The sequence below is a fragment of the Klebsiella sp. 4_1_44FAA genome (genome assembly GCF_000238715.1).
In the GTDB taxonomy this organism is placed as follows: Bacteria; Pseudomonadota; Gammaproteobacteria; order Enterobacterales; family Enterobacteriaceae; genus Klebsiella; species Klebsiella pneumoniae.
In genome coordinates, this window is the sequence record NZ_JH414803.1 from 266,791 (window position 1) to 290,827 (window position 24,037).

Annotated in this window: 24 protein-coding genes and 3 pseudogenes; 8 read left to right on the forward strand and 19 right to left on the reverse strand. The window is 59.8% G+C overall.

Features of this window, described 5'->3' with window-relative positions:
• From HMPREF1024_RS30770 to HMPREF1024_RS07095, 4 genes and pseudogenes are all read right to left on the reverse strand, one after another.
• Window positions 1–254 (reverse strand): annotated as a pseudogene (locus HMPREF1024_RS30770) (peptidylprolyl isomerase); the annotation flags it as partial.
• A 223-nt stretch (window positions 255–477) separates the two neighbouring features.
• A complete protein-coding gene (locus tag HMPREF1024_RS30775) occupies window positions 478–837 on the reverse strand; it encodes a hypothetical protein (protein ID WP_009309257.1) in 360 nt (119 codons plus the stop codon).
• Window positions 834–1,244 (reverse strand): hypothetical protein, encoded by a 411-nt coding sequence (locus tag HMPREF1024_RS07100; RefSeq protein ID WP_004145917.1) that lies wholly within the window; start codon window positions 1,242–1,244, stop codon window positions 834–836. The genes HMPREF1024_RS30775 and HMPREF1024_RS07100 overlap by 4 nt, the downstream gene beginning before the upstream one ends.
• 247 nt (window positions 1,245–1,491) lie before the next feature.
• Window positions 1,492–1,839: a YacC family pilotin-like protein gene (locus HMPREF1024_RS07095; RefSeq protein WP_002888808.1), complete on the reverse strand. Its 348-nt coding sequence runs from the start codon at window positions 1,837–1,839 to the stop codon at window positions 1,492–1,494.
• Between the two features lie 145 nt (window positions 1,840–1,984).
• On the opposite strand from HMPREF1024_RS07095, the gene cueO reads away from it, so the two are divergent.
• Window positions 1,985–3,583 (forward strand): multicopper oxidase CueO, encoded by a 1,599-nt coding sequence (gene cueO, locus HMPREF1024_RS07090; RefSeq protein ID WP_004177397.1) that lies wholly within the window; start codon window positions 1,985–1,987, stop codon window positions 3,581–3,583.
• Between the two features lie 84 nt (window positions 3,584–3,667).
• Here cueO and HMPREF1024_RS07085 read toward each other — a convergent pair whose 3' ends face one another.
• Window positions 3,668–6,058: a glucose/quinate/shikimate family membrane-bound PQQ-dependent dehydrogenase gene (locus HMPREF1024_RS07085; protein ID WP_004177396.1), complete on the reverse strand. Its 2,391-nt coding sequence runs from the start codon at window positions 6,056–6,058 to the stop codon at window positions 3,668–3,670.
• An 80-nt stretch (window positions 6,059–6,138) separates the two neighbouring features.
• On the opposite strand from HMPREF1024_RS07085, the gene HMPREF1024_RS31405 reads away from it, so the two are divergent.
• A complete protein-coding gene (locus HMPREF1024_RS31405; protein ID WP_012542835.1) occupies window positions 6,139–6,258 on the forward strand; it encodes a hypothetical protein in 120 nt (39 codons plus the stop codon).
• A gap of 4 nt (window positions 6,259–6,262) precedes the next feature.
• Window positions 6,263–6,799, forward strand: a complete 537-nt coding sequence (gene hpt / locus HMPREF1024_RS07080; RefSeq protein WP_002888819.1) for a hypoxanthine phosphoribosyltransferase — start codon at window positions 6,263–6,265, stop codon at window positions 6,797–6,799.
• A gap of 59 nt (window positions 6,800–6,858) precedes the next feature.
• On the opposite strand, the gene can is transcribed toward hpt, so the two are convergent.
• Window positions 6,859–7,521, reverse strand: a complete 663-nt coding sequence (gene can, locus HMPREF1024_RS07075) for a carbonate dehydratase (protein ID WP_002888821.1) — start codon at window positions 7,519–7,521, stop codon at window positions 6,859–6,861.
• Between the two features lie 184 nt (window positions 7,522–7,705).
• Here can and HMPREF1024_RS07070 point away from each other — a divergent pair, with 184 nt between their 5' ends.
• The 4 genes from HMPREF1024_RS07070 to HMPREF1024_RS07055 all read left to right on the forward strand — a co-directional run bounded on the left by HMPREF1024_RS07070 (window position 7,706) and on the right by HMPREF1024_RS07055 (window position 11,274).
• Window positions 7,706–8,632, forward strand: a complete 927-nt coding sequence (locus HMPREF1024_RS07070) for an ABC transporter ATP-binding protein (protein ID WP_002888823.1) — start codon at window positions 7,706–7,708, stop codon at window positions 8,630–8,632.
• Window positions 8,629–9,399, forward strand: coding sequence for an ABC transporter permease (locus tag HMPREF1024_RS07065; RefSeq protein WP_002888827.1), 771 nt, complete (start codon window positions 8,629–8,631; stop codon window positions 9,397–9,399). The genes HMPREF1024_RS07070 and HMPREF1024_RS07065 overlap by 4 nt, the downstream gene beginning before the upstream one ends.
• 122 nt (window positions 9,400–9,521) lie before the next feature.
• Window positions 9,522–9,962: a PTS sugar transporter subunit IIA gene (locus HMPREF1024_RS07060; protein WP_004177394.1), complete on the forward strand. Its 441-nt coding sequence runs from the start codon at window positions 9,522–9,524 to the stop codon at window positions 9,960–9,962.
• Window positions 9,963–10,020: 58 nt separating this feature from the next.
• Window positions 10,021–11,274: a polysaccharide deacetylase family protein gene (locus HMPREF1024_RS07055; protein ID WP_009309258.1), complete on the forward strand. Its 1,254-nt coding sequence runs from the start codon at window positions 10,021–10,023 to the stop codon at window positions 11,272–11,274.
• Window positions 11,275–11,309: 35 nt separating this feature from the next.
• On the opposite strand, the gene panD is transcribed toward HMPREF1024_RS07055, so the two are convergent.
• The 9 genes from panD to thpR form a co-directional block, all read right to left on the reverse strand.
• Window positions 11,310–11,690, reverse strand: a complete 381-nt coding sequence (gene panD, locus HMPREF1024_RS07050) for an aspartate 1-decarboxylase (protein ID WP_002888834.1) — start codon at window positions 11,688–11,690, stop codon at window positions 11,310–11,312.
• A gap of 92 nt (window positions 11,691–11,782) precedes the next feature.
• The gene (panC, locus tag HMPREF1024_RS07045) at window positions 11,783–12,637 is read right to left on the reverse strand and encodes a pantoate--beta-alanine ligase (protein WP_002888835.1); all 855 of its coding nucleotides are present in this window, start codon (window positions 12,635–12,637) and stop codon (window positions 11,783–11,785) included.
• An 11-nt stretch (window positions 12,638–12,648) separates the two neighbouring features.
• Window positions 12,649–13,440 (reverse strand): 3-methyl-2-oxobutanoate hydroxymethyltransferase, encoded by a 792-nt coding sequence (panB, locus tag HMPREF1024_RS07040; RefSeq protein WP_002888841.1) that lies wholly within the window; start codon window positions 13,438–13,440, stop codon window positions 12,649–12,651.
• A gap of 120 nt (window positions 13,441–13,560) precedes the next feature.
• The gene (folK, locus tag HMPREF1024_RS07035; protein ID WP_009309259.1) at window positions 13,561–14,040 is read right to left on the reverse strand and encodes a 2-amino-4-hydroxy-6-hydroxymethyldihydropteridine diphosphokinase; all 480 of its coding nucleotides are present in this window, start codon (window positions 14,038–14,040) and stop codon (window positions 13,561–13,563) included.
• Window positions 14,037–15,431: a polynucleotide adenylyltransferase PcnB gene (gene pcnB, locus HMPREF1024_RS07030; protein WP_071986581.1), complete on the reverse strand. Its 1,395-nt coding sequence runs from the start codon at window positions 15,429–15,431 to the stop codon at window positions 14,037–14,039. The genes folK and pcnB overlap by 4 nt, the downstream gene beginning before the upstream one ends.
• Before the next feature lie 62 nt (window positions 15,432–15,493).
• Entirely contained in the window at window positions 15,494–16,375 is an 882-nt protein-coding gene (gene gluQRS / locus HMPREF1024_RS07025) for a tRNA glutamyl-Q(34) synthetase GluQRS (RefSeq protein ID WP_004145903.1), read from the reverse strand.
• Window positions 16,376–16,434: 59 nt separating this feature from the next.
• Window positions 16,435–16,890: an RNA polymerase-binding protein DksA gene (gene dksA / locus HMPREF1024_RS07020; RefSeq protein WP_002888845.1), complete on the reverse strand. Its 456-nt coding sequence runs from the start codon at window positions 16,888–16,890 to the stop codon at window positions 16,435–16,437.
• 162 nt (window positions 16,891–17,052) lie between these two features.
• Window positions 17,053–17,769 (reverse strand): DNA/RNA nuclease SfsA, encoded by a 717-nt coding sequence (gene sfsA / locus HMPREF1024_RS07015; RefSeq protein WP_002888848.1) that lies wholly within the window; start codon window positions 17,767–17,769, stop codon window positions 17,053–17,055.
• Window positions 17,769–18,305 carry an RNA 2',3'-cyclic phosphodiesterase gene (gene thpR, locus HMPREF1024_RS07010; protein ID WP_004177389.1) on the reverse strand — a complete coding sequence of 179 codons (537 nt, stop codon included), beginning with the start codon at window positions 18,303–18,305 and terminating at the stop codon, window positions 17,769–17,771. Before thpR ends, sfsA begins: the two co-directional genes overlap by 1 nt.
• Window positions 18,306–18,377: 72 nt before the next feature.
• On the opposite strand from thpR, the pseudogene hrpB reads away from it, so the two are divergent.
• Window positions 18,378–20,808, forward strand: a pseudogene (gene hrpB / locus HMPREF1024_RS0127145) (ATP-dependent helicase HrpB).
• Between the two features lie 47 nt (window positions 20,809–20,855).
• On the opposite strand, the gene HMPREF1024_RS07005 reads toward hrpB, so the two are convergent.
• From HMPREF1024_RS07005 to gspL, 4 genes and pseudogenes are all read right to left on the reverse strand, one after another.
• Window positions 20,856–21,656 carry an A24 family peptidase gene (locus tag HMPREF1024_RS07005; protein ID WP_004145898.1) on the reverse strand — a complete coding sequence of 267 codons (801 nt, stop codon included), beginning with the start codon at window positions 21,654–21,656 and terminating at the stop codon, window positions 20,856–20,858.
• Complete coding sequence (locus tag HMPREF1024_RS07000) at window positions 21,653–22,399, reverse strand: type II secretion system protein N (protein WP_009309263.1); 747 nt, start codon at window positions 22,397–22,399, stop codon at window positions 21,653–21,655. The genes HMPREF1024_RS07005 and HMPREF1024_RS07000 overlap by 4 nt, the downstream gene beginning before the upstream one ends.
• The gene (locus HMPREF1024_RS06995) at window positions 22,389–22,874 is read right to left on the reverse strand and encodes a type II secretion system protein M (protein ID WP_004145896.1); all 486 of its coding nucleotides are present in this window, start codon (window positions 22,872–22,874) and stop codon (window positions 22,389–22,391) included. The genes HMPREF1024_RS07000 and HMPREF1024_RS06995 overlap by 11 nt, the downstream gene beginning before the upstream one ends.
• Window positions 22,867–24,037: pseudogene (gene gspL, locus HMPREF1024_RS0127150) on the reverse strand (type II secretion system protein GspL); the annotation flags it as partial. The pseudogene gspL and the gene HMPREF1024_RS06995, both read right to left, overlap by 8 nt.

Sequence of the window (24,037 nt, forward strand, 5' to 3'; positions counted from 1 at the left end):
TCAGCGGCTGTTTTGTCAGCGTTAAGCGCTTTAGCCTGGTCAAGAGCGGCCTGCTGCGCCTTCTCCGCAGCGGCGAGGCGAATAGTCAGCGACTGTTTATCGGCGTTAAGGGCCTTAACCTGCTCGAGGACGGCCTGTTTCTCTTTTTCCGCGGCGGCCAGCCGGGTCGTCAGCGGCTGTTTTTCAGCGTTAAGCGCTTTGACCTGCTCAAGAGCGGCCTGTTTCTCTTTTTCCGCAGCGGCCAGTTGGGTCATTAGCGCGTGTTTATCTTTATTAAGCGTGGTAAAGCTGGCGCTGAGGCGTTTATTTTCAGCTTCGGCTTGCTGAATCTGCGTCGTTAATTGCTGGATCTGCTGACGCGCCGCGGCCTGGCTTTGCTGTAGATTATTATTCTGCACAACGCCTGCTTTTTTATTAATGCCTCTTTTTCTGCAGTAGCGGCGCTTAAGGCGACCTGTAATTCATTAATTCTCTTATTCAACGCCGCTTGCTCATTCGCTCCGGCAGTATCCGTTTGCGGCGTAGCGGCAAGCTGTTTTTTAATTGCTGTATAAGCTTATCTTTTTGTGCAATCGCCGCCTGCTGGCTGGTGATTCTTTTTTGTAATTGTGAGGTGTTGGTACCGGTTTTTTTATTATCTGCGCTCTGGCGGCTTTCTTGTGTTTGTTTTGCGCTTGCGGCATCGTTTTTTTCTTGCGCCTGAGATTGCTGGGTTTGCTGTTGGGCGTAATCAAGAAAGGCCGGCGCGGCGCCGGCGGTGAAGGGGGTTGAAAGCGCCAGCGCAGCGACGAGCATCAGCAGGGGCGCGTTGAGGGTCAGCGTGGCGGCTCTGTTCATGGCTGTTTGCTTTCACCACGCTGTACCAGGCTATCGATCAGCGTTTTCTGGATATCGGCGCACAGTTTGATGGATTTAAACTGATACATGGAGTCAATGCCAAGCCGGGTAGGATCCGCTACTTTCTCGCGCACGCTATTGTATTGTGACGCCGCGCGCACTAAAGCGTTAAAGTCATTGCTGAGTTTAGTGGCTTGCTGTGGGTTAACCTCTTTTAGCGAATCCAACGCCTGGCGACAGGATTCAATGCGCGCTTGTTCGCTGGCCGCCCGCTCCTGCTCTGCCTGCTGCTGTGACGTCAGCGGCGTGGCGATCGGTTTAACCGGCTGGCGGGAAGAGGTATTGCTACAGCCGGCTACTAACAGCGCGGCGAGTGGGATAACACGAAGAGTCAGCGAGATATTCACAATTTCAGTCCATGAAGTAGGTATATTTTTACCGGATTCTAGAAGGGTGCTTTTTATTTTGCAATATATGAATAATGATATTTTATTAGTTTTTTAGTCATTCTTCATTATTATGAGTTTACTTTATTTGGCAAATTGATAGGTTCGCAATTAAATAAGGTTTGTTTATATACAATAATAAATATAAATATTTAAAGGGGGAAATTGAAATGCTAAAGGCGCGGAGCGTTGCCGCCCGCGCAGGGAATTATTTAACGTAAGCCAGCAGGCTGAGCGAATCGCGGGCCAGCGCTTTACATTTTTTCGCCGTCGGAATGTTAATGCCGCTAAGATCGCGATAGCTGTCTTCGCCAAGCGCTTTCATGTTGTAGCTGTCATAGTTGCTCAGGTCCCACTGGTTCTGTTGGGCAAAGAACACCAGCGCGCGCCGGATCTGCGTGTTGGGCAGGTTCTGGTAGCCACAGTCGTTTTTCAGAAACACAAAAACCGCGGTTAAATCAGCCATATCTTCCGCTTCGGATTCGCTGAGCGCGTAGCTGTTGGCGGAGAGAGCAAGTAGGCTGCCGAGTACCATTGTTCTGAAAAGCGTCTTCATTTTTTCTACCATTAGATCACCGACGCTTCAAATTAGCATACTTCTTTACACAGCGCCGATCTTTATTCTTACTCTTCTGCTTGACCTTCCCGTTACGGTAGGGTTTAAGCTCAAATATTCGCCCGCAGAATAAAAGGATGTGAATATGCAACGTCGAGACTTCCTCAAACTGACCGCCGCGGTCGGCATGGCCAGCGCATTGCCGTTATGGAGCCGGGCGGTCTTTGCCGCCAGTCGCCCGGCTCTGCCGATACCGTCGCTGTTAGCCGCCGATGCGCGCAACCGCATCGCGCTCAGGATCCAGGCGGGCAAAACGCGGTTTGGCGCCCTGAATGCCACTACCTGGGGCTACAACGGGTCGCTGCTGGGCCCTGCGCTGCAGTTGACGCAGGGGAAAACCGTCACGGTGGATATTACTAACCAGCTGGCGGAAGAGACCACGCTGCACTGGCATGGTCTGGAGGTACCGGGCGAGGTCGACGGGGGGCCACAGGGGGTTATCGCGCCGGGTGCCACCCGCACGGTAAGCTTCACGCCAACGCAGCGGGCGGCGACCTGCTGGTTTCATCCGCATCAGCATGGAAGCACCGGCCGGCAGGTGGCGATGGGCCTGGCCGGCCTGGTGCTGATCGAGGATGAAGAGAGCGGGCGCCTGCTGCTGCCTAAGCAGTGGGGAATCGATGATGTGCCGGTGATCGTCCAGGATAAGAAGTTCACCGCCGCCGGCGAGATCGACTATCAGCTGGATGTGATGAGCGCCGCCGTCGGCTGGTTTGGCGATACGCTACTGACCAATGGGGCCCTCTATCCCGAACATGCCGCGCCGCGCGGCTGGCTGCGCCTGCGCTTGCTGAACGGCTGTAATGCCCGTTCCCTCAATTTTGCCACCAGCGATAAGCGCCCGCTGTACGTGGTGGCCAGCGATGGCGGTCTGTTGGCCGAGCCGGTCAAGGTCGATGAATTGCCGGTCTTGATGGGGGAACGCTTTGAGGTGCTGGTGGACACCAGCGACGGTAAACCTTTCGATCTGGTGACTCTGCCGGTGAGCCAGATGGGCATGGCGATTGCGCCTTTTGATAAACCACAGCCGGTACTGCGCGTCCAGCCGCTGGTCATTCCCGCCTCCGGCAAGCTGCTGGATACTCTGGCCGCTCTCCCGGCGTTACCGTCCCTGACGGGGCTGACGCAGCGTCAGCTCCAGCTGTCTATGGATCCGATGCTCGACCGGATGGGCATGCAGGCGCTGATGGAGAAGTATGGCGACCAGGCGATGGCCGGAATGGATCACGGCATGATGGGGCATGGCGACATGAGCGACATGGGGAATATGCATCACGGCGACATGAGCATGAACCACGGATCCGGCATGGAGCATGGCATGTCGTCAGGCAAGGGCTTTGATTTCCATAACGCCAACCGCATCAACGGCAAAGCCTTCGACATGAATGAGCCGATGTTTGCCGCCGCCAGAGGCCAGTATGAGCGCTGGGTGATTTCTGGTAAGGGCGACATGATGTTGCATCCGTTCCATATCCACGGCACCCAGTTCCGTATCCTCAGCGAAAACGGCAAGCCGCCAGCGGCGCATCGTCGCGGCTGGAAAGACACCGTTCGTGTGGAAGGGGACGTGAGTGAAGTATTAGTGAAGTTTGATCATCCGGCGCCGAAGGAGTTTGCCTATATGGCACACTGCCACCTGCTGGAACATGAAGACACCGGGATGATGTTGGGGTTCACGGTTTAAGTCTCTGCGACCTGCTGCCATCCCCTACGGGAAGAAGGACGGAACACCAAAAAAAAACGGCAACTTTCGTTGCCGTTTTGCGTTTTATTTGGCGTCATCCGGGAGCGCATAGGCGACAATATAATCGCCCATTTTGGTACCGAACGAGCCGTGACCGCCGGCAGAGATGACAACATACTGTTTGCCATTCACTTCGTAGGTCATCGGAGTCGCCTGACCGCCGGCTGGCAGACGGGCTTCCCACAGCTTCTCGCCGTTGCTCATATTGTACGCGCGCAGGTAGTTATCTGCAGTCGCGCCGATGAACAGGACGTTACCGGCCGTGGAAATCGGACCGCCCAGCATCGGCATCCCCATGGTAAACGGCAGTTTAACCGGCATCGGGAACGGCAGGCTGTCCTGCGGAGTACCGATACGTTTTTTCCATACCACTTCGTTGGTTTTCAGATCCAGGGCGGAGATATACCCCCAGGCCGGCTGTTTGCACGGCAGGCCGAACGGCGACAGGAACGGGTTCAGCGTTACGCCGTACGGGACGCCGTACTGCGGCTGCACGCCGGACTCGGTACCAGAGCCTTTCGCATCTTTCGGCGGCTCCATCGGATTGCCTGGCCCGCGCGGGATCAGTTTTGAGACGAAAGGCAGCGCCATCGGGTTGGCGATAGCCACCTGACGGTTCGGATCGACGGAGATACCGCCCCATTCAAACATCCCCAGGTTACCCGGGAACACCAGCGTGCCCTGCTCAGACGGCGGGGTGAAGATACCTTCATAGCGCAGCTGGTGGAAGATCACGCGGCACACCAACTGGTCGAACATAGTGGCGCCCCACATGTCCGCGCCGGTCAGATCTTTCTTCGGACGGAAGCTCAGATCGGAGAAGGGCTGGGTTTTGGTAACGTAATCACCTTTGGCAGCGCCCTGCGGAACCGGTTTTTCAGGCGCCGGGACCACCAGCTCGCCGTTACGACGATCCAGCACGAAGATGTTGCCGGTTTTCGCCGGGGCATAGATGACCGGTACGGTTTTGCCGTTGACCTCAATATCAGCCAGCGTCGGCTGGGAAGGCATGTCCATATCCCACAGATCGTGATGGACGGTCTGATAGCTCCAGGCCAGCTTACCAGTGGTGGCGTTCAGTGCCACAATCGAGCTGGCATAACGCTCTTGCTCCGGCGTACGGTTGCCGCCCCAGATGTCCGGAGTGGTCACGCCCATCGGCAGATAGACCAGATCCAGCTTAGCGTCGTAGGCGGCAGGCGCCCATGAGTTCGGCGAGTTGAGCGTGAAGTGATGTTCATCGCTCGGGATGGCGTTCGGATCTTTCGCACCAGGATCGAAGGCCCACAGCAGTTTACCGGTATTCACATCAAAGCCGCGGATCACGCCTGACGGCTCGCGGGTAGAGAAGTTATCGGTGACCGCGCCGGCAATCACGATGGTTTTATCGGTGATGATCGGCGGTGAAGTGGGTTCATACATGCCCGGCGTGGTGACCGGCATGTTGGTCTGCAGATTGAGAATACCTTTATTAGCAAAGGTTTCGCACAGCTTACCGTTGTCGGCGTTTACCGCGAACAGGCGACCATCGTTCACCGGCAGGATAATGCGGCGCGGACAGTCGGCGACGACGTCGGCAGGGGCGTTATCCGCTTTCGCTTCGTGATAAGAAACACCGCGGCAGGTGACGTGCTGGAACGACGGATCGGCGTTCAGCTGCGGGTCAAAATGCCACTTCTCTTTACCGGTGGCGGCGTCCAGCGCAAACAGGCGCTGGTGAGCGGTACACAGGAAGAGCGTATCGCCGACTTTAATCGGCGTCACTTCGTTAGTGATTTCACCCGGATCGTTCGGCTGTTTCAGGTCGCCGGTGCGGAACACCCAGGCTTCCTTCAGGTTCTTCACGTTATCGGCGTTAATCTGCTTCAGCGGGGAGAAGCGCTGGCCTTCCTGGTTACGGCCATAGGCCGGCCAGTCGCCGTCGGCGACGGTGGAAATCGGTGCGGCCGGCGTAACGTCGGCGCTCAGGGTGCCGTTGACTTCCTGCGGGTCGTTAAAACCAGCCCAGGTCAGCATGCCGCCGCTGATCAGCAGGGCGACGACCAGCGCGCCAACGGCGCCAGCGGAAGGCACCGGCAGACGACGCCAGACAAAGGGCAGGATCAGCCAGATGCCAAAGAAGACGAGGATATCGCTACGCGGCGTCAACGCCCAGAAGTCGAAACCAACCTCCCAGACGCCCCAGATCATGGTCGCCAGCAGCAGCGCGGCGTACAGCCACAGCGCAGCGCGCTTGCCGCGGAACAGCATTACGGTCACGCCCAGCATCACCAGCCCGGCGATAGGGTAGTACCAGGAGCCGCCAAGCACGACCAGCCATGCCCCGCCGATTAATAGATAGAGGCCGCAGAACGCTGCAAATAGCGCAGTCAGCGTCACCAGGAGCCTTGATTGTTGAGACTTTGTTTCAGCCATAAAAAGTTACTCATGTGTTTGTTAAATTTTTTAACTGCAATTAATTATAGGATTTAACAAGTGTGATCGGAATCACAAATATGGCTTTATTAATCCCTGCACCGAAGATTTCTTTTTGCTGGTATACTGGATGGCTTGCCGGTCATCGTCGGGGCGAAAGCAGCGGCTTTGATGATTTATATTTAGAATCAAATGGTTAGTATTATGAAACATACTGTAGAAGTGATGATCCCGGAATCCGAGATCAAAGCGCGTATCGCGGAACTGGGTCGTCAAATCAACGAACATTATCAGAACAGCGGCAGCGAAATGGTGCTGGTGGGGCTGCTGCGCGGCTCGTTTATGTTCATGGCCGACCTGTGCCGTGAAGTGCAGGTGCCGCATGAAGTCGATTTTATGACCGCCTCCAGCTACGGCAGCGGCATGTCCACCACTCGTGATGTGAAAATCCTTAAAGATCTGGATGAAGACATCCGTGGTAAAGACGTTCTGATCGTGGAAGACATCATCGACTCCGGCAATACCCTGTCTAAAGTTCGCGAAATCCTCAGCCTGCGCGAGCCGAAATCGCTGGCCATTTGTACGCTACTTGATAAACCCAGCCGCCGCGAAGTGAACGTCCCGGTTGAATACGTCGGTTTCGCGATTCCGGATGAGTTCGTGGTGGGCTACGGTATCGACTATGCTCAGCGCTACCGCCATCTGCCGTATATCGGCAAAGTCACCCTGCTGGACGAGTAAGGGGATATCCCACTCTGGACAGCGCGCGCCGCGCTCTCCAGGGTGGCGAAGTCTGAAGGCTATCTGTGGTTGATGTGCTTGATCTTGAGGTTGGAGATCCCGTGGCGATAGCGCTGTTCGAGGGTTTCCCTGCTCACAGCGGTGACATCCAGATCGCGCAGCAGTCCGTCGTGAATCCCGTAAGCCCAGCCGTGGATGGTCACCTTCTGTCCGCGCTTCCACGCGGATTGCATAATCGTCGAATGTCCCAGATTGTACACCTGTTCCATCACGTTCAGTTCACAAAGGGTATCCAGACGGCGCTCCTCTGGCATTTCACCGAGCAGCGAGCTGTGCTTAAACCAGATATCGCGGATATGCAGCAGCCAGTTGTCGATAAGCCCCAGCTCCGGGTTCTCCACCGCCGCCTGCACGCCGCCGCAGCCGTAGTGGCCGCAGATAATAATGTGCTCGACTTCCAGGACATCGACGGCATACTGCACCACCGACAGACAATTGAGATCGGTGTGGATCACCAGGTTCGCTACGTTACGATGCACGAACAGTTCGCCAGGCTCCAGGCCGGTGAGTCGCTCAGCGGGAACGCGGCTGTCCGAACAGCCAATCCACAGGAAGCGCGGTTTCTGCGTCTGCGACAGTTTCTCAAAAAAGCCGGGGTCCTCTTCCACCAGCATTTTTGACCATAGTGCATTGTTGCTGATGAGTGTATCTATATCATTCATGGACGTTATCGGCCTGTAACCAAGTAAGTGCGTTGCGCTAATATAGGGTAAGCTCACCTTTTTTAAAACCATCTTAACCCGTGATACTTCAGGCTGCAGATGCGTTGGCGGCGTCAGCGCCGGTCCAGCGCAAACGTGAGTCAGGCGGGTTAATGACGTGTCACGACACGAGAAGAGATATTTAATGACCATTGCTCTGGAATTAAAACAGCTCAAAAAAACCTATCCCGGCGGGGTTCAGGCGCTGCGGGGGATCGACCTGCAGGTCGAAGCGGGGGATTTTTATGCCCTGCTGGGCCCGAACGGGGCCGGAAAATCCACGACCATCGGCATCATCAGCTCGCTGGTGAACAAAACCTCTGGTCAGGTCAATGTCTTTGGCTACGATCTGGAGAAAGACGTCGTCAATGCCAAGCGCCAGCTTGGCCTGGTGCCGCAGGAGTTTAACTTCAACCCGTTCGAAACCGTGCAGCAGATCGTCGTTAACCAGGCGGGCTACTACGGCGTTGAGCGTAAAGAAGCCCTTTCCCGCAGTGAAAAGTATTTAAAACAGCTCGACCTGTGGGAAAAACGCAACGAACGCGCGAGAATGCTCTCCGGCGGGATGAAGCGCCGTCTGATGATCGCCCGCGCGTTGATGCATGAGCCGAAGCTGCTGATCCTCGACGAACCGACCGCCGGCGTCGATATTGAACTGCGTCGCTCGATGTGGGGCTTTCTCAAGGATCTCAACGATCGCGGAACCACCATTATCCTGACCACCCACTATCTCGAAGAGGCCGAAATGCTATGTCGCAACATCGGCATCATCCAGCACGGCGAGCTGGTGGAAAACACCTCGATGAAAGCGCTGCTGTCGAAGCTGAAGTCAGAGACCTTTATTCTTGACCTCGCGCCAAAAAGCCCGGTGCCGAAGCTCGAAGGCTACCAGTACCAGCTGGTCGATACCTCGACGCTGGAAGTGGAGGTTCTGCGTGAGCAGGGAATTAACAGCGTCTTCGCGCAGCTGAGCGCCCAGGGGGTGCAGGTACTGAGTATGCGTAACAAAGCTAACCGTCTGGAAGAGCTGTTTGTCACGCTGGTGCATGAGCGAAAAGGAGAATCAGCATGATGCAGCTTTATTGGGTCGCGCTGAAAAGCATCTGGACCAAAGAGATCCACCGTTTTATGCGCATCTGGGTACAGACGCTGGTGCCGCCGGTGATCACCATGACCCTGTATTTCGTGATCTTTGGCAACCTGATCGGCTCGCGCATTGGTGAGATGCATGGTTTTACCTATATGCAGTTTATCGTCCCGGGCCTGATCATGATGGCGGTGATCACTAACGCTTACGCCAACGTCGCCTCATCCTTCTTCAGCGCCAAGTTTCAGCGCAATATTGAAGAGCTGCTGGTGGCGCCAGTGCCGACGCATGTGATTATCGCCGGCTACGTGGGCGGCGGGGTAGCGCGAGGACTGTGCGTAGGTATCCTGGTGACCGCGGTGTCGCTATTCTTTGTGCCGTTCCAGGTTCACTCCTGGCTGTTTGTCGCCCTGACGCTGCTCCTCACCGCGGTGCTGTTCTCGCTGGCCGGGCTGCTGAACGCGGTGTTTGCCAAGACCTTCGATGACATTAGCCTGATCCCGACCTTTGTGCTGACGCCGCTGACCTATCTCGGCGGGGTGTTCTACTCGCTGACCCTGCTGCCGCCGTTCTGGCAGGGGCTGTCGCATCTGAACCCCATCGTCTACATGATCAGCGGTTTTCGCTTCGGCTTCCTCGGTATCAACGACGTCCCGCTGGCGACCACCTTCGCCGTGCTGGTGGTGTTCATTGTCGCCTTCTATCTGCTGTGCTGGTCGTTAATTCAGCGCGGTCGCGGCCTGCGTAGCTGATACTCATCATGGTTAGCGCTTCCTGAAGTAAATATGCGAAGCGCTAACCGCTTATCTTTGACTCCCATCACCGATACGTCATCTTCACCTTGCTACATTATTCGCTGGCTAAGGAGGGAAGCATGCTCGGATGGGTCATTACCTGTCACGATGAGCTGGCGCAGGAGATGCTGGATCGTCTTGAACAAAAGTTTGGTCCGCTGGCCCAGTGCCGGGCGGTCAATTACTGGCGCAATCTCAGCAGCAATATGTTGAGCCGGATGATGTGCGATGCGCTGCATGCCACCGACTCCGGGGACGGGGTCATTTTTCTCACTGACAAAACCGGTGCGGCGCCTTATCGGGCCGCGGCGCTGATGAGTCACAAACATACCCACTGCGAAGTGATCTCCGGCGTCAGCTATCCACTCCTTGAGCGAATGTATCTCCTGCGAGGCACGTTAAGCAGCGTGGCGTTTCGCCAGGCGATCGTCAGCGCGGGCGGGCCGATGGTGAGCAGCCTGTGGCATCAGCAGCAGAAGAACCCCCCGTTCCGGTTGCGCCATGATGCCTGGGGAAATTAAGCAGCGGGACAGATACCGCTTTTGTTACAATAACCGCCGTTGATGGTATAACGGTTTGATGCGTATGCTTGCCCGATTTTTGACCCTGCTTCTTTTCCTGACCTCACTCAGCGCCTCCGCCAGCCTGCTTAGCCAGCAGGGCAAGGCTGTGCGCTATATGCAAACCACCGAAGACGCGGTCATCTGGGCGCAGGTGGGAAACCATGTGGTCAGCGTCGGCAATGTTCGTGCCGGGCAGATCCTCGCAGTCGTCCCGACGGCGGCTGACTACTATGAGTTTCGTTTCGGCTTTGGCACCGGGTTTATTGATAAAGGGCATCTCGAGCCGGTGCAGGGCAAGCAGCGGGTGGAGGACCGTTTGGGGGATCTTAATAAACCGCTGAGTAACCAAAATTTACTCACCTGGAAAGATACACCGCTCTATGACGCTCCCTCGGTAAGCAGCGCGCCGTTCGGCACGCTGGCCAACAATCTGCGCTATCCGATCCTCAGCAAGCTGAAGGACCGGCTCAATCAGACCTGGTTTCAGATCCGCATTGGCGACCGGCTGGCGTGGGTCAGTAGTCTGGACGCGCAGGAGGATCACGGTATTCCCGTGCTGACCTATCACCATATTCTGCGCGATGAAGAGAACACCTGTTTTCGTCATACGTCGACCACCACCTCGGTTCGCGCCTTCACGAATCAGATGACCTGGCTGCGCGATCAGGGCTATACCACGCTGACCCTGTATCAGCTGGAAGGCTATGTGCGTAATAAAATCAATCTCCCGGCGCGGGCGGTGGCGATCACTTTCGATGATGGCTTGAAATCGGTGAACCGCTACGCCTATCCGGTGCTGAAACAGTACGGTTTCCATGCCACCGCGTTTATTATCTCCTCGCGTATTAAGCGCCATCCGCAGAAGTGGGATCCGAAATCCCTGCAGTTTATGAGCATTTCCGAGCTACGCCAGATCCAGGACGTCTTTGATATTCAGTCGCATACTCACTTCCTGCATCGGGTTGACGCCGGCCGGCGGCCGATTTTATTCAGTCGCAATTACCATAATATTCTGTTTGATTTCGCCCGCTCGCGCCGGGCGCTGAGCCAGTTTAATCCGCACGTTCTCTACCTTTCCTATCCCTTCGGCGGCTATAACGCTACGGCGGTGCAGGCGGCGAATGACGCCGGGTTTCATATGGCGGTAACGACGGTGCGTGGGAAGGTGAAGCCGGGGGACAATCCGTTTCTGTTAAAGCGGTTATATATCTTACGCACGGATTCGCTGGAGACGATGTCGCGGCTGATCAGTAACCAGCCGCAGGGGTAATACCGACGCTGCGCCTGAGCGCAGCGTCGCGGCCATCAGGCGACCTGTACCGGAATAGCTTTCGCCTGGCGCTTCATTTCGTTGTCGCCTTCGAAGTAGGCGATGTTAGGCTGCCAGCTGCGCGCCTCTTCGTCCGACATGGTAACGAAGCTTGCGATGATCAAAATATCGCCGACGCTGGCGCAGTGCGCGGCGGCGCCGTTAACGGAGATGATCCGGGAGCCCCGCTCGGCGGCAATGGCGTAGGTGGAGAAACGGTTGCCGTTGGTGACGTTCCAGAGGTGAATAGTTTCATTCTCCAGAATACCGGCCGCATCCAGGAAGTCCTGGTCAATGGCGCAAGAACCTTCATAGTGCAGGTCCGCCTGCGTGACTTTTACGCGGTGGAGCTTGCCCTGCAGCATATTACGCATCATAACTTCTACCCTTCAACCTTAATGTAGCAGAGCGGACACGGCGCCCGCCCTGAGAAAAGCCCGGGCAGTATTGCCCGATTTTTACCCGCTGTCTACTGAGCGAGCGTGACGATCCGGTTGTCGATCAGGCGAGCCTGCCCCAGCCAGGCGGCCATCAGGATCACCGCGCGCTGGCTGGCATCGGTCAGCTCAAGCAGGGTGTCGGCATCGCGGATCTGAATGTCGTCGGCGCGGAAGCCTTTCTCATTCAGCTCCTGTTCAGCGATAGCGATGATCTCATCGAGCTGCCGATCGCCGGCGGCCAGCTTTTCCGCCACCGCGCTCAGCACTTTATACAGACCAGGCGCGATTTTGCGCTGGTCGGCGGTCAGGTAGCCGTTACGCGAACTCAGCGCCAGGCCATCTTTCGCGCGGACGATCGGCACGCCGATGATCTCAATGTCGTAGCCCATGTCGGCGACCATCTTGCGGATCAGCGCCAACTGCTGGAAGTCTTTCTCGCCGAAGCAGGCGACGTCTGGTTGAACAAGGTTGAACAGCTTACTGACGATGGTCGACACGCCGCGGAAATGGCCCGGGCGGCTGGCGCCTTCGAGCATGGTGGATAATCCCGGAACGTCGACGTAGGTCTGGCCTTCAGTACCCTGGGGGTACACTTCCGCCGGCGTCGGCGCGAAGACAAAGTCGACATGACGTTTGTTCAGCTTTTCGCAATCATCCTGTAAGGTGCGCGGGTAGCGCGCCAGGTCGTCGACGCGGTCAAACTGCATCGGATTGACGAAAATACTGACCACCACCACGTCCGCACTGGCTTTGGCTTCATCAACCAGCTTCATATGACCATCATGCAGGTTGCCCATCGTCGGGACCAACGCGATACGCTTACCTTCCTGACGCAGACGGCGGATATGCTGCCGCAGCAGCAGTACGGATTCAATAATCAGCACAACAAGACTCCTTAATGGAAACTGTGTTCTTCGCCCGGATAGACTCCGGATTCGACTTCGGCAATATACTGCCGCACCGCGGCGCGGATGTCGCCCGCTTCGGCAAGGAAATTCTTGGCAAATTTAGGAATGTGGCCGCCGGTAATGCCGAAAGCGTCATGCATCACGAGGATTTGCCCGTCGGTGACATTGCCCGCGCCGATGCCGATCACTGGAATGGTCAGAGCGTCGGTGATGCGCTTCGCCAGTTCAACCGGCACGCACTCCAGGACCAACAGCTGCGCACCCGCCGCCTCCAGCGCTAACGCGTCTTCAAACAGGGTCTGCGCCGCATCGCCGCGACCCTGCACTTTATACCCACCGAATACGTTCACCGACTGCGGCGTCAGGCCAAGATGGCCGCAAACCGGCACCGCGCGCTCCGCCAGCATCCTCACGGTGTCGGCCAGCCAGGCGCCGCCCTCGAGTTTGACCATATTGGCGCCAGCGCGCATCACGATGGCGGCATTTGCAAAGGTCTGCTCGGGGGTGGCATAGGCCATGAACGGCAGGTCGGCAAGCAGCAGGCTGTTTGGCGCGCCGCGGCGGACGGCGCGGGTGTGATAGGCGATATCTTCCACGGTAACCGGCAGGGTGGAGTCGTGACCCTGCACCGTCATTCCCAGCGAGTCGCCTACCAGCAGCACATTAATGCCTTCATCGGCGAACAGCTTCGCGAAGCTGTGATCGTAGGCGGTAATGGTGGCAAAGCGCTTCTTTTCCTGTTTGCATTTCTGCAGCAGGGCAATGGTGGTCGGTTTCATAACATTTCCTGATGATGAAAGTCATATTAACCGGCATTCTAACAGCAGCATTCAGAGGGGCAATGATTTTGGGCAACCGATTACGACGATCGCCGCAAATGCTAAAAAAGGAAGAGGGGATTACCAGCTGGCGGGCTTTTCCGCGCCGAGATTATCCAGCACGGCGCGCAGCGCCGGGCCGTCAGGAAAGTGAAGGTCCGGGGCGATCTCGAACAGCGGCCAGAGCATAAAGCCGCGGTTTTTCATATCGTAGTGCGGAACGGTCAGGCGCTCGCTGTTAATGACAGCATCGCCAAACAGCATGATATCGAGGTCCAGCGTGCGCGGCCCCCAGCGTTCGGCTTTGCGCACTCGCCCCTGCTGCCGTTCGATGCGCTGAGTATGATCGAGCAGCGTCTCGGGGGGCAGGGCGGTTTCCAGCGCAACGGCGGCGTTGAGATAGTCCGGCTGATCCTGCGGGCCCAGCGGCGGCGTGCGGTAGAACGAAGAGACGGCGACCACGCGGCTGTGCGGAATTTCGCCCAGGGCGCGGATAGCCGCCTGTACCTGCTCCAGTGGAGAAGCAAGGTTGCTGCCAAGAGCGATATAGACCAGAGTCATGCGCTACCCTGGCGCGGCGCGCGCTTGCGCGGACGACGGTGACGACGGCGCGGCGCCGGATCGTCCCCGAGGTCGTTGAGCATATCTTTTTGCGCCGGCGGCGCGGCGACCTGGAATTCGCCCCACCATTTGGTCAGGCGCTGCAGTTCGTGGTTGTTCTCGGCGCCGGCGCGTAGCTCCAGCAGGTCATAGGCGGCGCGGAATTTCGGATGCTCCATCAGCTTCCAGGCGCGTTTGCCCTGACGACGGGACATGCGCAGCTGCAGCTGCCAGATATCACGAATAAGGGTGGTGATGCGCTTAGGGATCGCCAGCGTACGGCAGGCTTCGTCCAGCACATCGTTCATCGCCAGGGCGAAGGCGTCGTAGTACGCCAGGCCGCTCTCCTGAGCGATTTTTTGCGCCGTCTCCAGCAGCGGATACCAGAACATCACCGCGAAGAGGAAGGCCGGATTGACGCGCATATCGTTATGAATGCGGGTATCGGTATTCTTCAGCACCTGGCTGATGATCCGCTCCATCGGACTGTCGCCGCGCTCGGTAAAGTAGCGGGTGATGGTCGGGAACAGCGGCTGGAACAGGCTGTATTCCCGCAGCAGCATGTAGGTCTGGTAGCCATACCCGGCCTGCAGCAGCTTGAGCACTTCTTCGAACAGACGCGCCGGCGGCACATCGTGGAGCAGGGCGGCCAGGCGCGGCAGCGGTTCAGCCGTTTCCGGGCTGATGGTCATATTGAGCTTGGCAGCAAAGCGCACCGCGCGCAGCATGCGCACTGGATCCTCGCGATAGCGGGTTTCCGGATTGCCGATCAGGCGGATCACGCCGTCCTGCAGATCCTTCATGCCGCCGACGTAGTCGCGAACGGTAAAGTCCGCCACGCTGTAATAGAGGCTGTTGATAGTGAAGTCGCGACGCTGGGCATCCTCCTCGATCGAGCCGAAGATGTTATCGCGCAGCAGCATGCCGTTCTGGCCCCGCTGGGAGGTGACGCGATCGATGGTATGCCCTTCGTGATGGCCACGGAAGGTGGCGACCTCAATGATTTCCGGCCCGAACATCACATGCGCCAGGCGGAAACGTCGCCCAACCAGACGGCAGTTGCGGAACAGCTTGCGTACCTGATCCGGCGTGGCGTTGGTGGTAACGTCAAAATCTTTTGGCTTTTTGCCAAGCAGCAGGTCGCGGACGCCGCCGCCGACCAGCCAGGATTCGTAGCCCGCCTTGTTGAGGCGGTACATGACCTTGAGGGCGTTTTCACTGATATCTTTGCGGGAAATAGCATGCTGCTCACGCGGGATCACCGTCATAGGCGTTGGTTCGACGGCGGCTTCTGCCTCGCGCTCCTCACGGCTTAGCACCTTACGGCAAAAATTAGCGACTCGGGTAAAAATGGTGCACCTCGTAGTGTCAGACGGACTTCAGATCAACTGTACAGTGTAAAAATAGCGGCTAATCATAGCTCAGCGGGAGCCATTTGAGAATGCTCGATTTTCGCCGGCTGCCAGTTGGCGACGGCCTGGGCGAGTAAATCATCGATGCTCAGGGCCTGCCACTCCTCGGGGATCGCCTGATTCAGAAAGCGGAGCGCCCGGACGATTTCGGGGCGCGGATCGCCTTCCGGCAGCGCCGGCGCGTGGTTTTGTTTAGAGAGTTTATTGCCGTCGCCATTGAGAGCCAGCGGCAGATGGAGGTAATCCGGCGCCTGCCAGCCAAAATGCTGATACAGCGAAATCTGCCGCACCGTCGGCTCAATCAGGTCTGCGCCGCGGACAATCTCGGTGATCCCCTGAAAGTGGTCGTCGACCACCACCGCCAGGTTGTAGGCGAACAGCCCGTCGCGACGGTGGATAATAAAATCCTCACGCGCCAGCGGCTCATTGGCGATGAGCGTGCCGCGCAGACGGTCGCTAAACTGCAGCACCGGACGGGTTTGGCGCAGGCGCAGCGCGGCGTTTTCCGCCCCCAGCCCGAGGTCGCGGCAGTGGCCGTCGTAGATCCCGCCCACGGCGTGGATCCGCGCGCGGGTGCAAGTGCAGTAATAGCTCAGCCCTTGCTCGCCCAGCCACGTCAGCGCCTCGCGGTAGGCTTCGTGCCGTTGCGACTGCCACAGCACGTCGCCATCCCAGTGCAGACCGTAGTGGTCAAGCTGGCGCAGGATGGTATCGGCGGCGCCGGGGACTTCGCGCGGCGGGTCGATATCTTCAATACGAACACGCCAGATACCCTGGTTCGCGCGGGCTTGCAGGTAGCTGCCGAGCGCGGCGATCAGAGAGCCGAAGTGGAGTTCGCCGGAGGGGGAGGGGGCGAAGCGCCCTATATAGCGTGAGTCAGTCATGGTACGGACAACAGAACCAGGCGGGAGAGACTCCCGCCAGAGAGTGAGGCAGCAGGGGATTAGCCCGCCATCTGTTTTTCGCGAATTTCCGCCAGGGTTTTGCAGTCAATGCACAGATCCGCTGTCGGACGCGCTTCCAGACGGCGAATGCCGATCTCCACGCCGCAGGATTCGCAGTAGCCGAAGTCTTCGTCTTCAACTTTTTTCAGCGTTTTCTCGATCTTTTTGATCAGTTTACGTTCGCGGTCGCGGTTACGCAGTTCCAGGCTGAACTCTTCTTCCTGGGCGGCACGGTCTACCGGGTCCGGGAAGTTAGCTGCTTCATCCTGCATGTGCGATACGGTGCGATCCACTTCATCCCTGAGTTGATTACGCCATGCTTCAAGAATACGCTTGAAGTGCGCCAGCTGGGCTTCGTTCATATACTCTTCGCCCGGTTTCTCTTGGTACGGCTCCACCCCAGCGATGGCGAGAATACTCAGGGACGATGTTTTACGGTTTTGCCCTTCTTGCATGTTGCTTCTCCTTAACACGCACTATCGATCCCCATGTGGGGGAAAATCAGGCCGCTATAAATAGCAGATGCTTTTCCGGATAGCAATTATCTAAACGTTACACTTGACAACCCTGTGAAGAAAAGCGTATTCGCGCTTGCGACCCGAACACTATTTAGCCACTTATTTACCGGGGTTTAACACCACGGCGATCGGCTTATTCAGAGTCATCCTCGTCGTAGAAAGTTCCGCTTTCCAGGCGAGAATTTCCACCCCCTTGTCCTGGGCTTCTGTTAACAGCTGTGCGTATCTGGCATCAATATGATGCGCGGGAGAAAAACGGTCAATTGCCGAATGCAGGACGGCAAATAAAATCACCGCGCGGTCGCCATTTGCCGCGACGGCCATCAGTTCCCGCAGATGCTTCTGACCGCGCGTGGTCACCGCATCGGGAAAATAACCGTATTCTTTCTCCGCCAACGTAACCGATTTCACTTCAATATAGCAGTTTTGTCGGTCATCTGCCTGTAACATAATATCGATACGGCTATTCTCTTCGCCATATTTCACTTCGCTTTTCAGCTGGTTATAGCCTGAAAGTTCAGGAATTATTCCGGCGGAAATCGCCTCTTTCGCCAAAGAATTCGCGCGCAGCGTATTGACGCAAATAACTGCGCCCTGCTGGGTTTCAGTTAATTCCCAGGTGTGGGCATATTTGCGCTTCGCATTGTCTGAGGTGGAATACCAGACGGTGTCGCCCGGGGCGGCGCAGCCGGTCATCGCCCCGGTATTCGGGCAGTGGAGCGTCAGCTCGCGGCCATCGGGGGTGACCACGTCAGCAAGAAATCGTTTGTAACGTTTAAGCAAAATGGCGGGCTGCAACGGCGGATCAAACTGCATCAACTTTCCTTATCAAACGGATAACGTTCCAGCGCCGTGTAGCGCGTGCGCCCACGGCTAAAGCTGGACTCATAGAGCACGAACTCGTTCACCGGAAACGTCCAGCGAAAGCCGGGGGCCGGGATCGGCACCGCCTGGCGAGCATCGCGCCACAGGGTAATATGCGGGTGAAACGGCTGCGGGCTCTGATAGCAGCCGCTGCGCGCCGCCTGAGCGCGCAACATGCTGGCGAGCTGCAGCAGGCCGCGCGGCGGCTGGCGGGTTCCGAGCCACACCACTCGCGAACGTAGCCACTGTCCGGCATCGTCCAGCGTCAGGGTAAAGCCCGGCTGGCGCAGGCGACCAGCGAGAGCGGCCAGCGCCCGCTGTTTTTCCGCGCTCACCTCGCCGAGAAACGCCAGCGTCAGATGAAGATTATCCGCCGCGACGGGCCTGCCGGCATCTTCGGGGAAGTGCGTAGCCCGCCACTGGACAATTTGCTTCTGGACGGCAGACGGCAGTTCAAGCGCAAAAAACAGCCTTTTCGGCTCAGACATGATAGAGACTCGGTAATGAATTAGGGGGATGCTACAATGCGAACCCCTGAATGTTAACCCCCGGAGCCTTTTGTGTCCTCATTGCCGGTTGCCGCTGTCCTTCCAGAACTGTTATCCGCCCTGCAGCATGCGCCGCAGGTTTTGCTCAACGCGCCGACCGGCGCCGGGAAGTCGACCTGGCTGCCGCTGCAGATCCTCGCCGAGGGCAACATCGCGGGACGCATTATCCTGCTCGAGCCGAGGCGCCTGGCGGCGCGTAATGTCGCGCAGCGGCTGGCTGAACTGCTTGGCGAAAAACCGGGGGAGACCGTGGGTTTCCGCATGCGCGCCGAAACCTGCGTCGGACCGCAGACCCGCCTGGAGGTGGTTACGGAGGGGATCCTGACGCGCATGATCCAGCGCGATCCGGAGCTGACGGGCGTGGGGCTGGTGATCCTCGATGAGTTTCACGAGCGCAGCCTGCAGGCGGATCTGGCCCTGGCCCTGCTGCTCGACGTCCAGCAGGGGTTACGTGACGATCTCAAGCTGCTGATCATGTCGGCGACCCTCGATAACGATCGCCTGCAGCGTCTGCTGCCGGAGGCGCCGGTGGTGGTCTCGGGAGGGGCGCGCTTATCCGGTGGAGCGTCGCTTCAGCCCGCTCTCCGCGCACCAGCGTTTTGATGAGGCGGTGGCGGTAGCGGCGGCGGAGCTCCTGCGGCATGAACAGGGATCGATGCTGCTGTTTCTGCCCGGCGTCGGCGAGATCCAGCGCGTTCAGGAACAGCTGACGGAGCGCGTGGCGGAGGATGTCATTCTCTGCCCGCTGTATGGCGCGTTGCCCTTAAGCGAACAGCGCAAAGCGATCCTCCCGGCGCCGGCCGGGAAGCGCAAAGTGGTGCTGGCCACCAATATTGCCGAGACCAGTTTGACCATCGAGGGGATCCGCCTGGTGGTCGACAGCGCCCAGGAGCGGGTCGCCCGCTTTGACCCGCGCACCGGCCTGACCCGGCTGGTGACGCAGCGCATCAGCCAGGCATCGATGACGCAGCGTGCCGGACGCGCCGGTCGTCTCTCCCCGGGGATCTGCCTGCATTTGCTCGGCAAAGAACAGGCGGAACGGGCGGCGGCGCAGAGCGAGCCGGAGATCCTGCACAGCGATCTGTCGGCGCTGTTGCTGGAGCTGCTGCAGTGGGGCTGCCACGATCCGGCCGCGCTGGCCTGGCTGGATCAGCCGCCCGCGGTCAATCTGGCCGCCGCGCGTCGCCTGCTGGAGGCGCTGTCGGCGCTGGACGGCGAGCGGCTGTCGGCGTTTGGCCGCAAAATGGCAGCGCTTGGCAACGAGCCGCGGCTGGCGGCGATGCTGGCCGCCGCGCAGACCGATGACGAGGCGGTGACAGCGGCAAAGCTGGCGGCGATCCTCGAGGAGCCGCCGCGCGGCGGACTGGTGGATTTGGGGGCCGTCTTTTCCCGTCAGCAGGCCAACTGGCAGCAGCGATCGCAGCAGCTGATGAAGCGCCTGGCCCGCCGCGGCGGCCAGCCCGATGCCGGGCTAATGGCGGGGCTGCTGGCGTCGGCCTTCGCCGATCGCATCGCCCGCCGCCGCGGTCAGGAGGGGCGCTACCAGCTGGCGAACGGCATGGGCGCGATGCTGGACGCCGACGACGCGCTGGGCCGTCATGAATGGCTTATCGCTCCGCTGCTGCTGCAGGGCAGCGCTTCGCCGGATGCCCGCATGCTGTTGGCTCTGCCAGTGGAAATCGGCGAGCTGATCGCCGCCCGCCCTGAACTGGCGAAAAGTTCCGACACGGTGGAGTGGGATGAAGCGCAGGGGACGCTGAAAGCCTGGCGGCGGACGGTGATCGGCCAGTTGGTGATCAAGACCCAGCCGCTGGCGAAGCCCTCTGAGGCAGAGCTGCATCAGGCGATGCTCAACGGTATTCGTGAGAAAGGCCTCGGGGTGCTCAACTGGACGCCAGAGGCTGAGCAGCTGCGCCTGCGGCTGCACTGTGCGGCGCAGTGGCTGCCGGAAGAGGCATGGCCCGCAGTGGATGACGCTTCGCTGCTGGCCTCGCTGGAGACATGGCTGCTGCCGCAGATGAACGGCGTTCATTCCCTGCGGGCGCTGAAGGCGCTGGATCTGCGTCAGGCGCTACAGGACTGGCTGCCATGGCCGCTGCGCCAGAAGCTGGATCGTGAGCTGCCGACGCACTATACCGTGCCGACCGGCAGCCGCCTGGCGATCCGATACCATGCGGAGAACCCGCCAGCGCTGGCGGTGCGTATGCAGGAGATGTTCGGCGAGGCCACGACGCCGGTGATCGCCGAGGGACGGGTGCCGCTGGTGCTGGAGCTGCTGTCGCCTGCCCAGCGTCCGCTGCAGATCACCCGCGATCTGAGCGCCTTCTGGCAAGGGAGCTACCGCGAGGTGCAGAAAGAGATGAAGGGACGCTATCCGAAGCACGTCTGGCCGGACGATCCGGCCAACGCCGCCCCGACCCGCCGCAGCAAAAAATACTCGTAGCCGCCGCTGCCGGGCGGCATCCTGCCCGGCCAGTCGGTTCGCAAACGCTAGACCATCTGCTGCCAGAGAAAAATACCCCCGCCGGCCAGCGCCAGCCAGGGGCCGAAGGCCAGCGGCTGCTGCAGCGACTGCCGGGTCCACAGGCGTTGCAGCAGGGTCCACACCAGCCCGCTGGCCGAAGCGAGCAACAGCACCTGCGGCAGAACCTGCCAGCCGCACCAGGCGCCCAGCGCCGCCAGCAGCTTAAAATCGCCATAGCCCAGCGCCTCTTTCCCGGTCAGCAGGCGGAACAGCCAGTAGACCGACCACAGCGCCAGATAACCGGCCATCGCCCCGGCGACCGCATCCGGCAGGGCAATGTACACCTCGTTAAGATTGAACAGCAGCCCGGCCCACAGCAGGGGCAGAGTCAGGCGATCGGGCAGCAGCTGGGTCCGGGCGTCAATCCTCGCCAGTATCAGCAGGAACGAGAGCAGCACCAGGCCGCCCGCCAGCGGCAGGCCCGGCGCTAGCAAAGCTCCGGCGAGGATAAACAGCAGGCCGGTGGCCAGCTCGGTCAGCGGATAGCTCCACGCGATGGGCGCCTGACAGCAGCGGGCGCGCCGGCCCAGCCAGAGGAAACTGAGCAGCGGGATATTGTCCCGCCAGGCGATCGGCTGGCGGCACTGCGGGCAGGAAGAGCCCGGGGTGCTGAGGGTTATCCGCTCGTCGTCCGCGGTCTGGGTCAACATGCGCGGCAGACGATAGATCACCACATTGTAAAAGCTGCCCAGCGCCAGGCCGAACAGCAGCAGAAAGCCATACCAGACAAAGGGAAAGTGCAGCGATAACGCGGCTAGTGTCGTCATTTTTGCTCCTGTGGTAACCATTTTCCCTGCAGCTGCCACGGCGTCGGGCCCGGGGCGTTATTCGCTGTCTGGCGCGTGACCAGCAGCGCCAGCAGCGGCGGCATCCCCTGCCGGGGCTGTAGCGTGCCGCGAAACAGATAGCGGCCATCGGGCGACAGAGTCCCCTGGCCGCTGAGGCTCAGCTGATGAGAGTCCTGACGGAGAGTCAGCGCCACGGCGCCGTCCACCGTACAGCGGAAGGTGCCATTAACCTGGGCCAGCTCCAGGCTGCCGGCCGGGGAGTGCAGTCGGGCCTGCCGCCACTGCGCGCCTCCGGCGATGATTTGCCGGCAGCGTCCGTCGCTGAACCGCCCTTCGGTCAGGCTGAAGGTGACCTCCCCCGCGGCCTTGACGGGCATAGTCGACATCAACCAGCGGCTGAGCAGGCTGGCGGGGGCGGTGAGCCGCCCCTCCTGTAGGCGCAGATCGCGAAGGCCCCACAGCCGGGCCTGACCCATCACGCCGCGGGGATCGCTGAGAGAGACCTGCCAGCCCGCCAGGGTCAGCGACCACGCCAGTCGTTCAAGCCGTTCCCCATGCCAGTAGACCGGTTGCGCCGCGCCGCGCCAGACGCTGCCGCTAAACTGCCCCACCTGTACGCCGGGCGGCAGCATGGGGGCCAACAGGCGCGCCGGAGCGGTGGCGGTGAGCCACAACAGATAGAGGACCAGCAGCAGTCCGCCCGCGATCCAGTTAGCCTTCATCGTCGCGCTCCAGCAGCAGATGGTTGACCGTGACCCAGCCGGGCCGCGACGGCTGCCCGGTCACGGACAGCGAGATCGCGTTGACGCCGCGCATCGCCGGAGCGTCCAGCCAGTCGATCAGCGCCTGGAAAGCGCAGGGCTGAAGGGTGATCTGCAGACGTTTTCCCTGCGGCTGCAGGCGGACGACCGTCAGTCCGTGGCTCGCCGCCTCGCGCATCACCAGCGCGGTGAGCGCCTCTTTTGCCGCCGGCGCGGGCTGCTGGCTGAGCTGCTGCAGGCGCGGAGCCTGCTCCGTCATCCAGCGCAGGCTGGCCTGCTCTTTCACCAGGGTTTGCCGCCACTGCGCCTCGCGGGCTCGCCAGGGCTGCCACAGCCCATACCAGAAGGCGCATGCCGCCAGCAGCCCTGTCAGACCAAGCAACAGGCGCTGCTCCGACGGCGTGCGCTGCCGCCACCAGATAAGCAGATTAGCCATCGTTTTCCTCCAGCGTCAGTTGTCCCTCAATGCCATCCGGTTTCGTGATCATGTCGCCCGGCCGGACGCGAAACCGCGGCTGCGCCCGCTGGGTAAACTGCTCCAGCGCCCGGGAAGAGACCGCGGCGATATCCAGCTGCAGACGATTGCCCGCGGCATCCCAGCTCAGCGCTCGCAGACGGATCCCCGGCGTTTCGCTGAGGATGTTTTGCAAGGCGCTGAGGCGGTCGACGAGGGGGGCATGCTGCGCCTGACGGGTGAGGGTTTGCAGGTGCTGCTGCATCTGCAGTCGTGGGTTAATCACCTTTTTCTCCGTCGGAAACCAGCGGTGATAGAAGGCCCGGCTGGCCTGTTGCGCCGCCTCGGCCTGACGCGCCAGATCGCGATGGTCCAGCACGCTGTTTGCCCCTGCCAGTAACGCCAGAGCCAGCGCGGCATACCGCGCCGGACGCCAGCTCGCCTGCGCAGACCGCCGCCGGACGGCGAACTCCCCCTGCAGCAGACTGAGTTTCTGCGCTGCCGGATGGCGTGCGGCAAGGGTCAGCAATGTCTGCGCAGGCTGCTCCCGCCAGACGCCCGGCGCCGCGGGCGGCGGCGAATAGCTGTCGATGACGTGCTCTTCCGCCTCGCTCTGCAGCAGCTCCGTCAGCCAGACGTTTTCCGCCGCCATGCCGCCCCACGGCTGGTGGCGGATCAGCCACTGCTCGTCCACCTGCACCGCGCTCCACGCCGGCGGTTGCCAGGGCAGGGCCAGCACGTCGGGCGTCAACGCCAGGGGCTGTAAGGAGAGCGATTCGCAGCGCGCCAGCCAGTCGCGCATTTTTTTGCCGCTGTACGGCGACGATCTCGCACTGGGCCTGCTGGCGGTGGAGCAGAGCAAAATGGGTGGCTTCCACATCGTCTGCCAGCTGCTCTTCCAGCAGAAACGGGGCCACCTGCAGCGGCGGTTTACGCAGGCCCGCCGGTAGGGTGAGCGAGTGAAACGCGCAGTCGCTGGCCGGGATCAGCACCCAGGCCGGGTACTGCTCAGCCAGCGCCGGGAAAGGGCTGGCGTCGTCAGTTGGCCACCGGCCGCTGGCCTCGTGGTGCGGCTCGCCGGGGGCGAAGAGTTGCCAGTGCAGCGGCGCCTGCGCGGCGGCGAGGTGCACGATCAGCATGGCCTG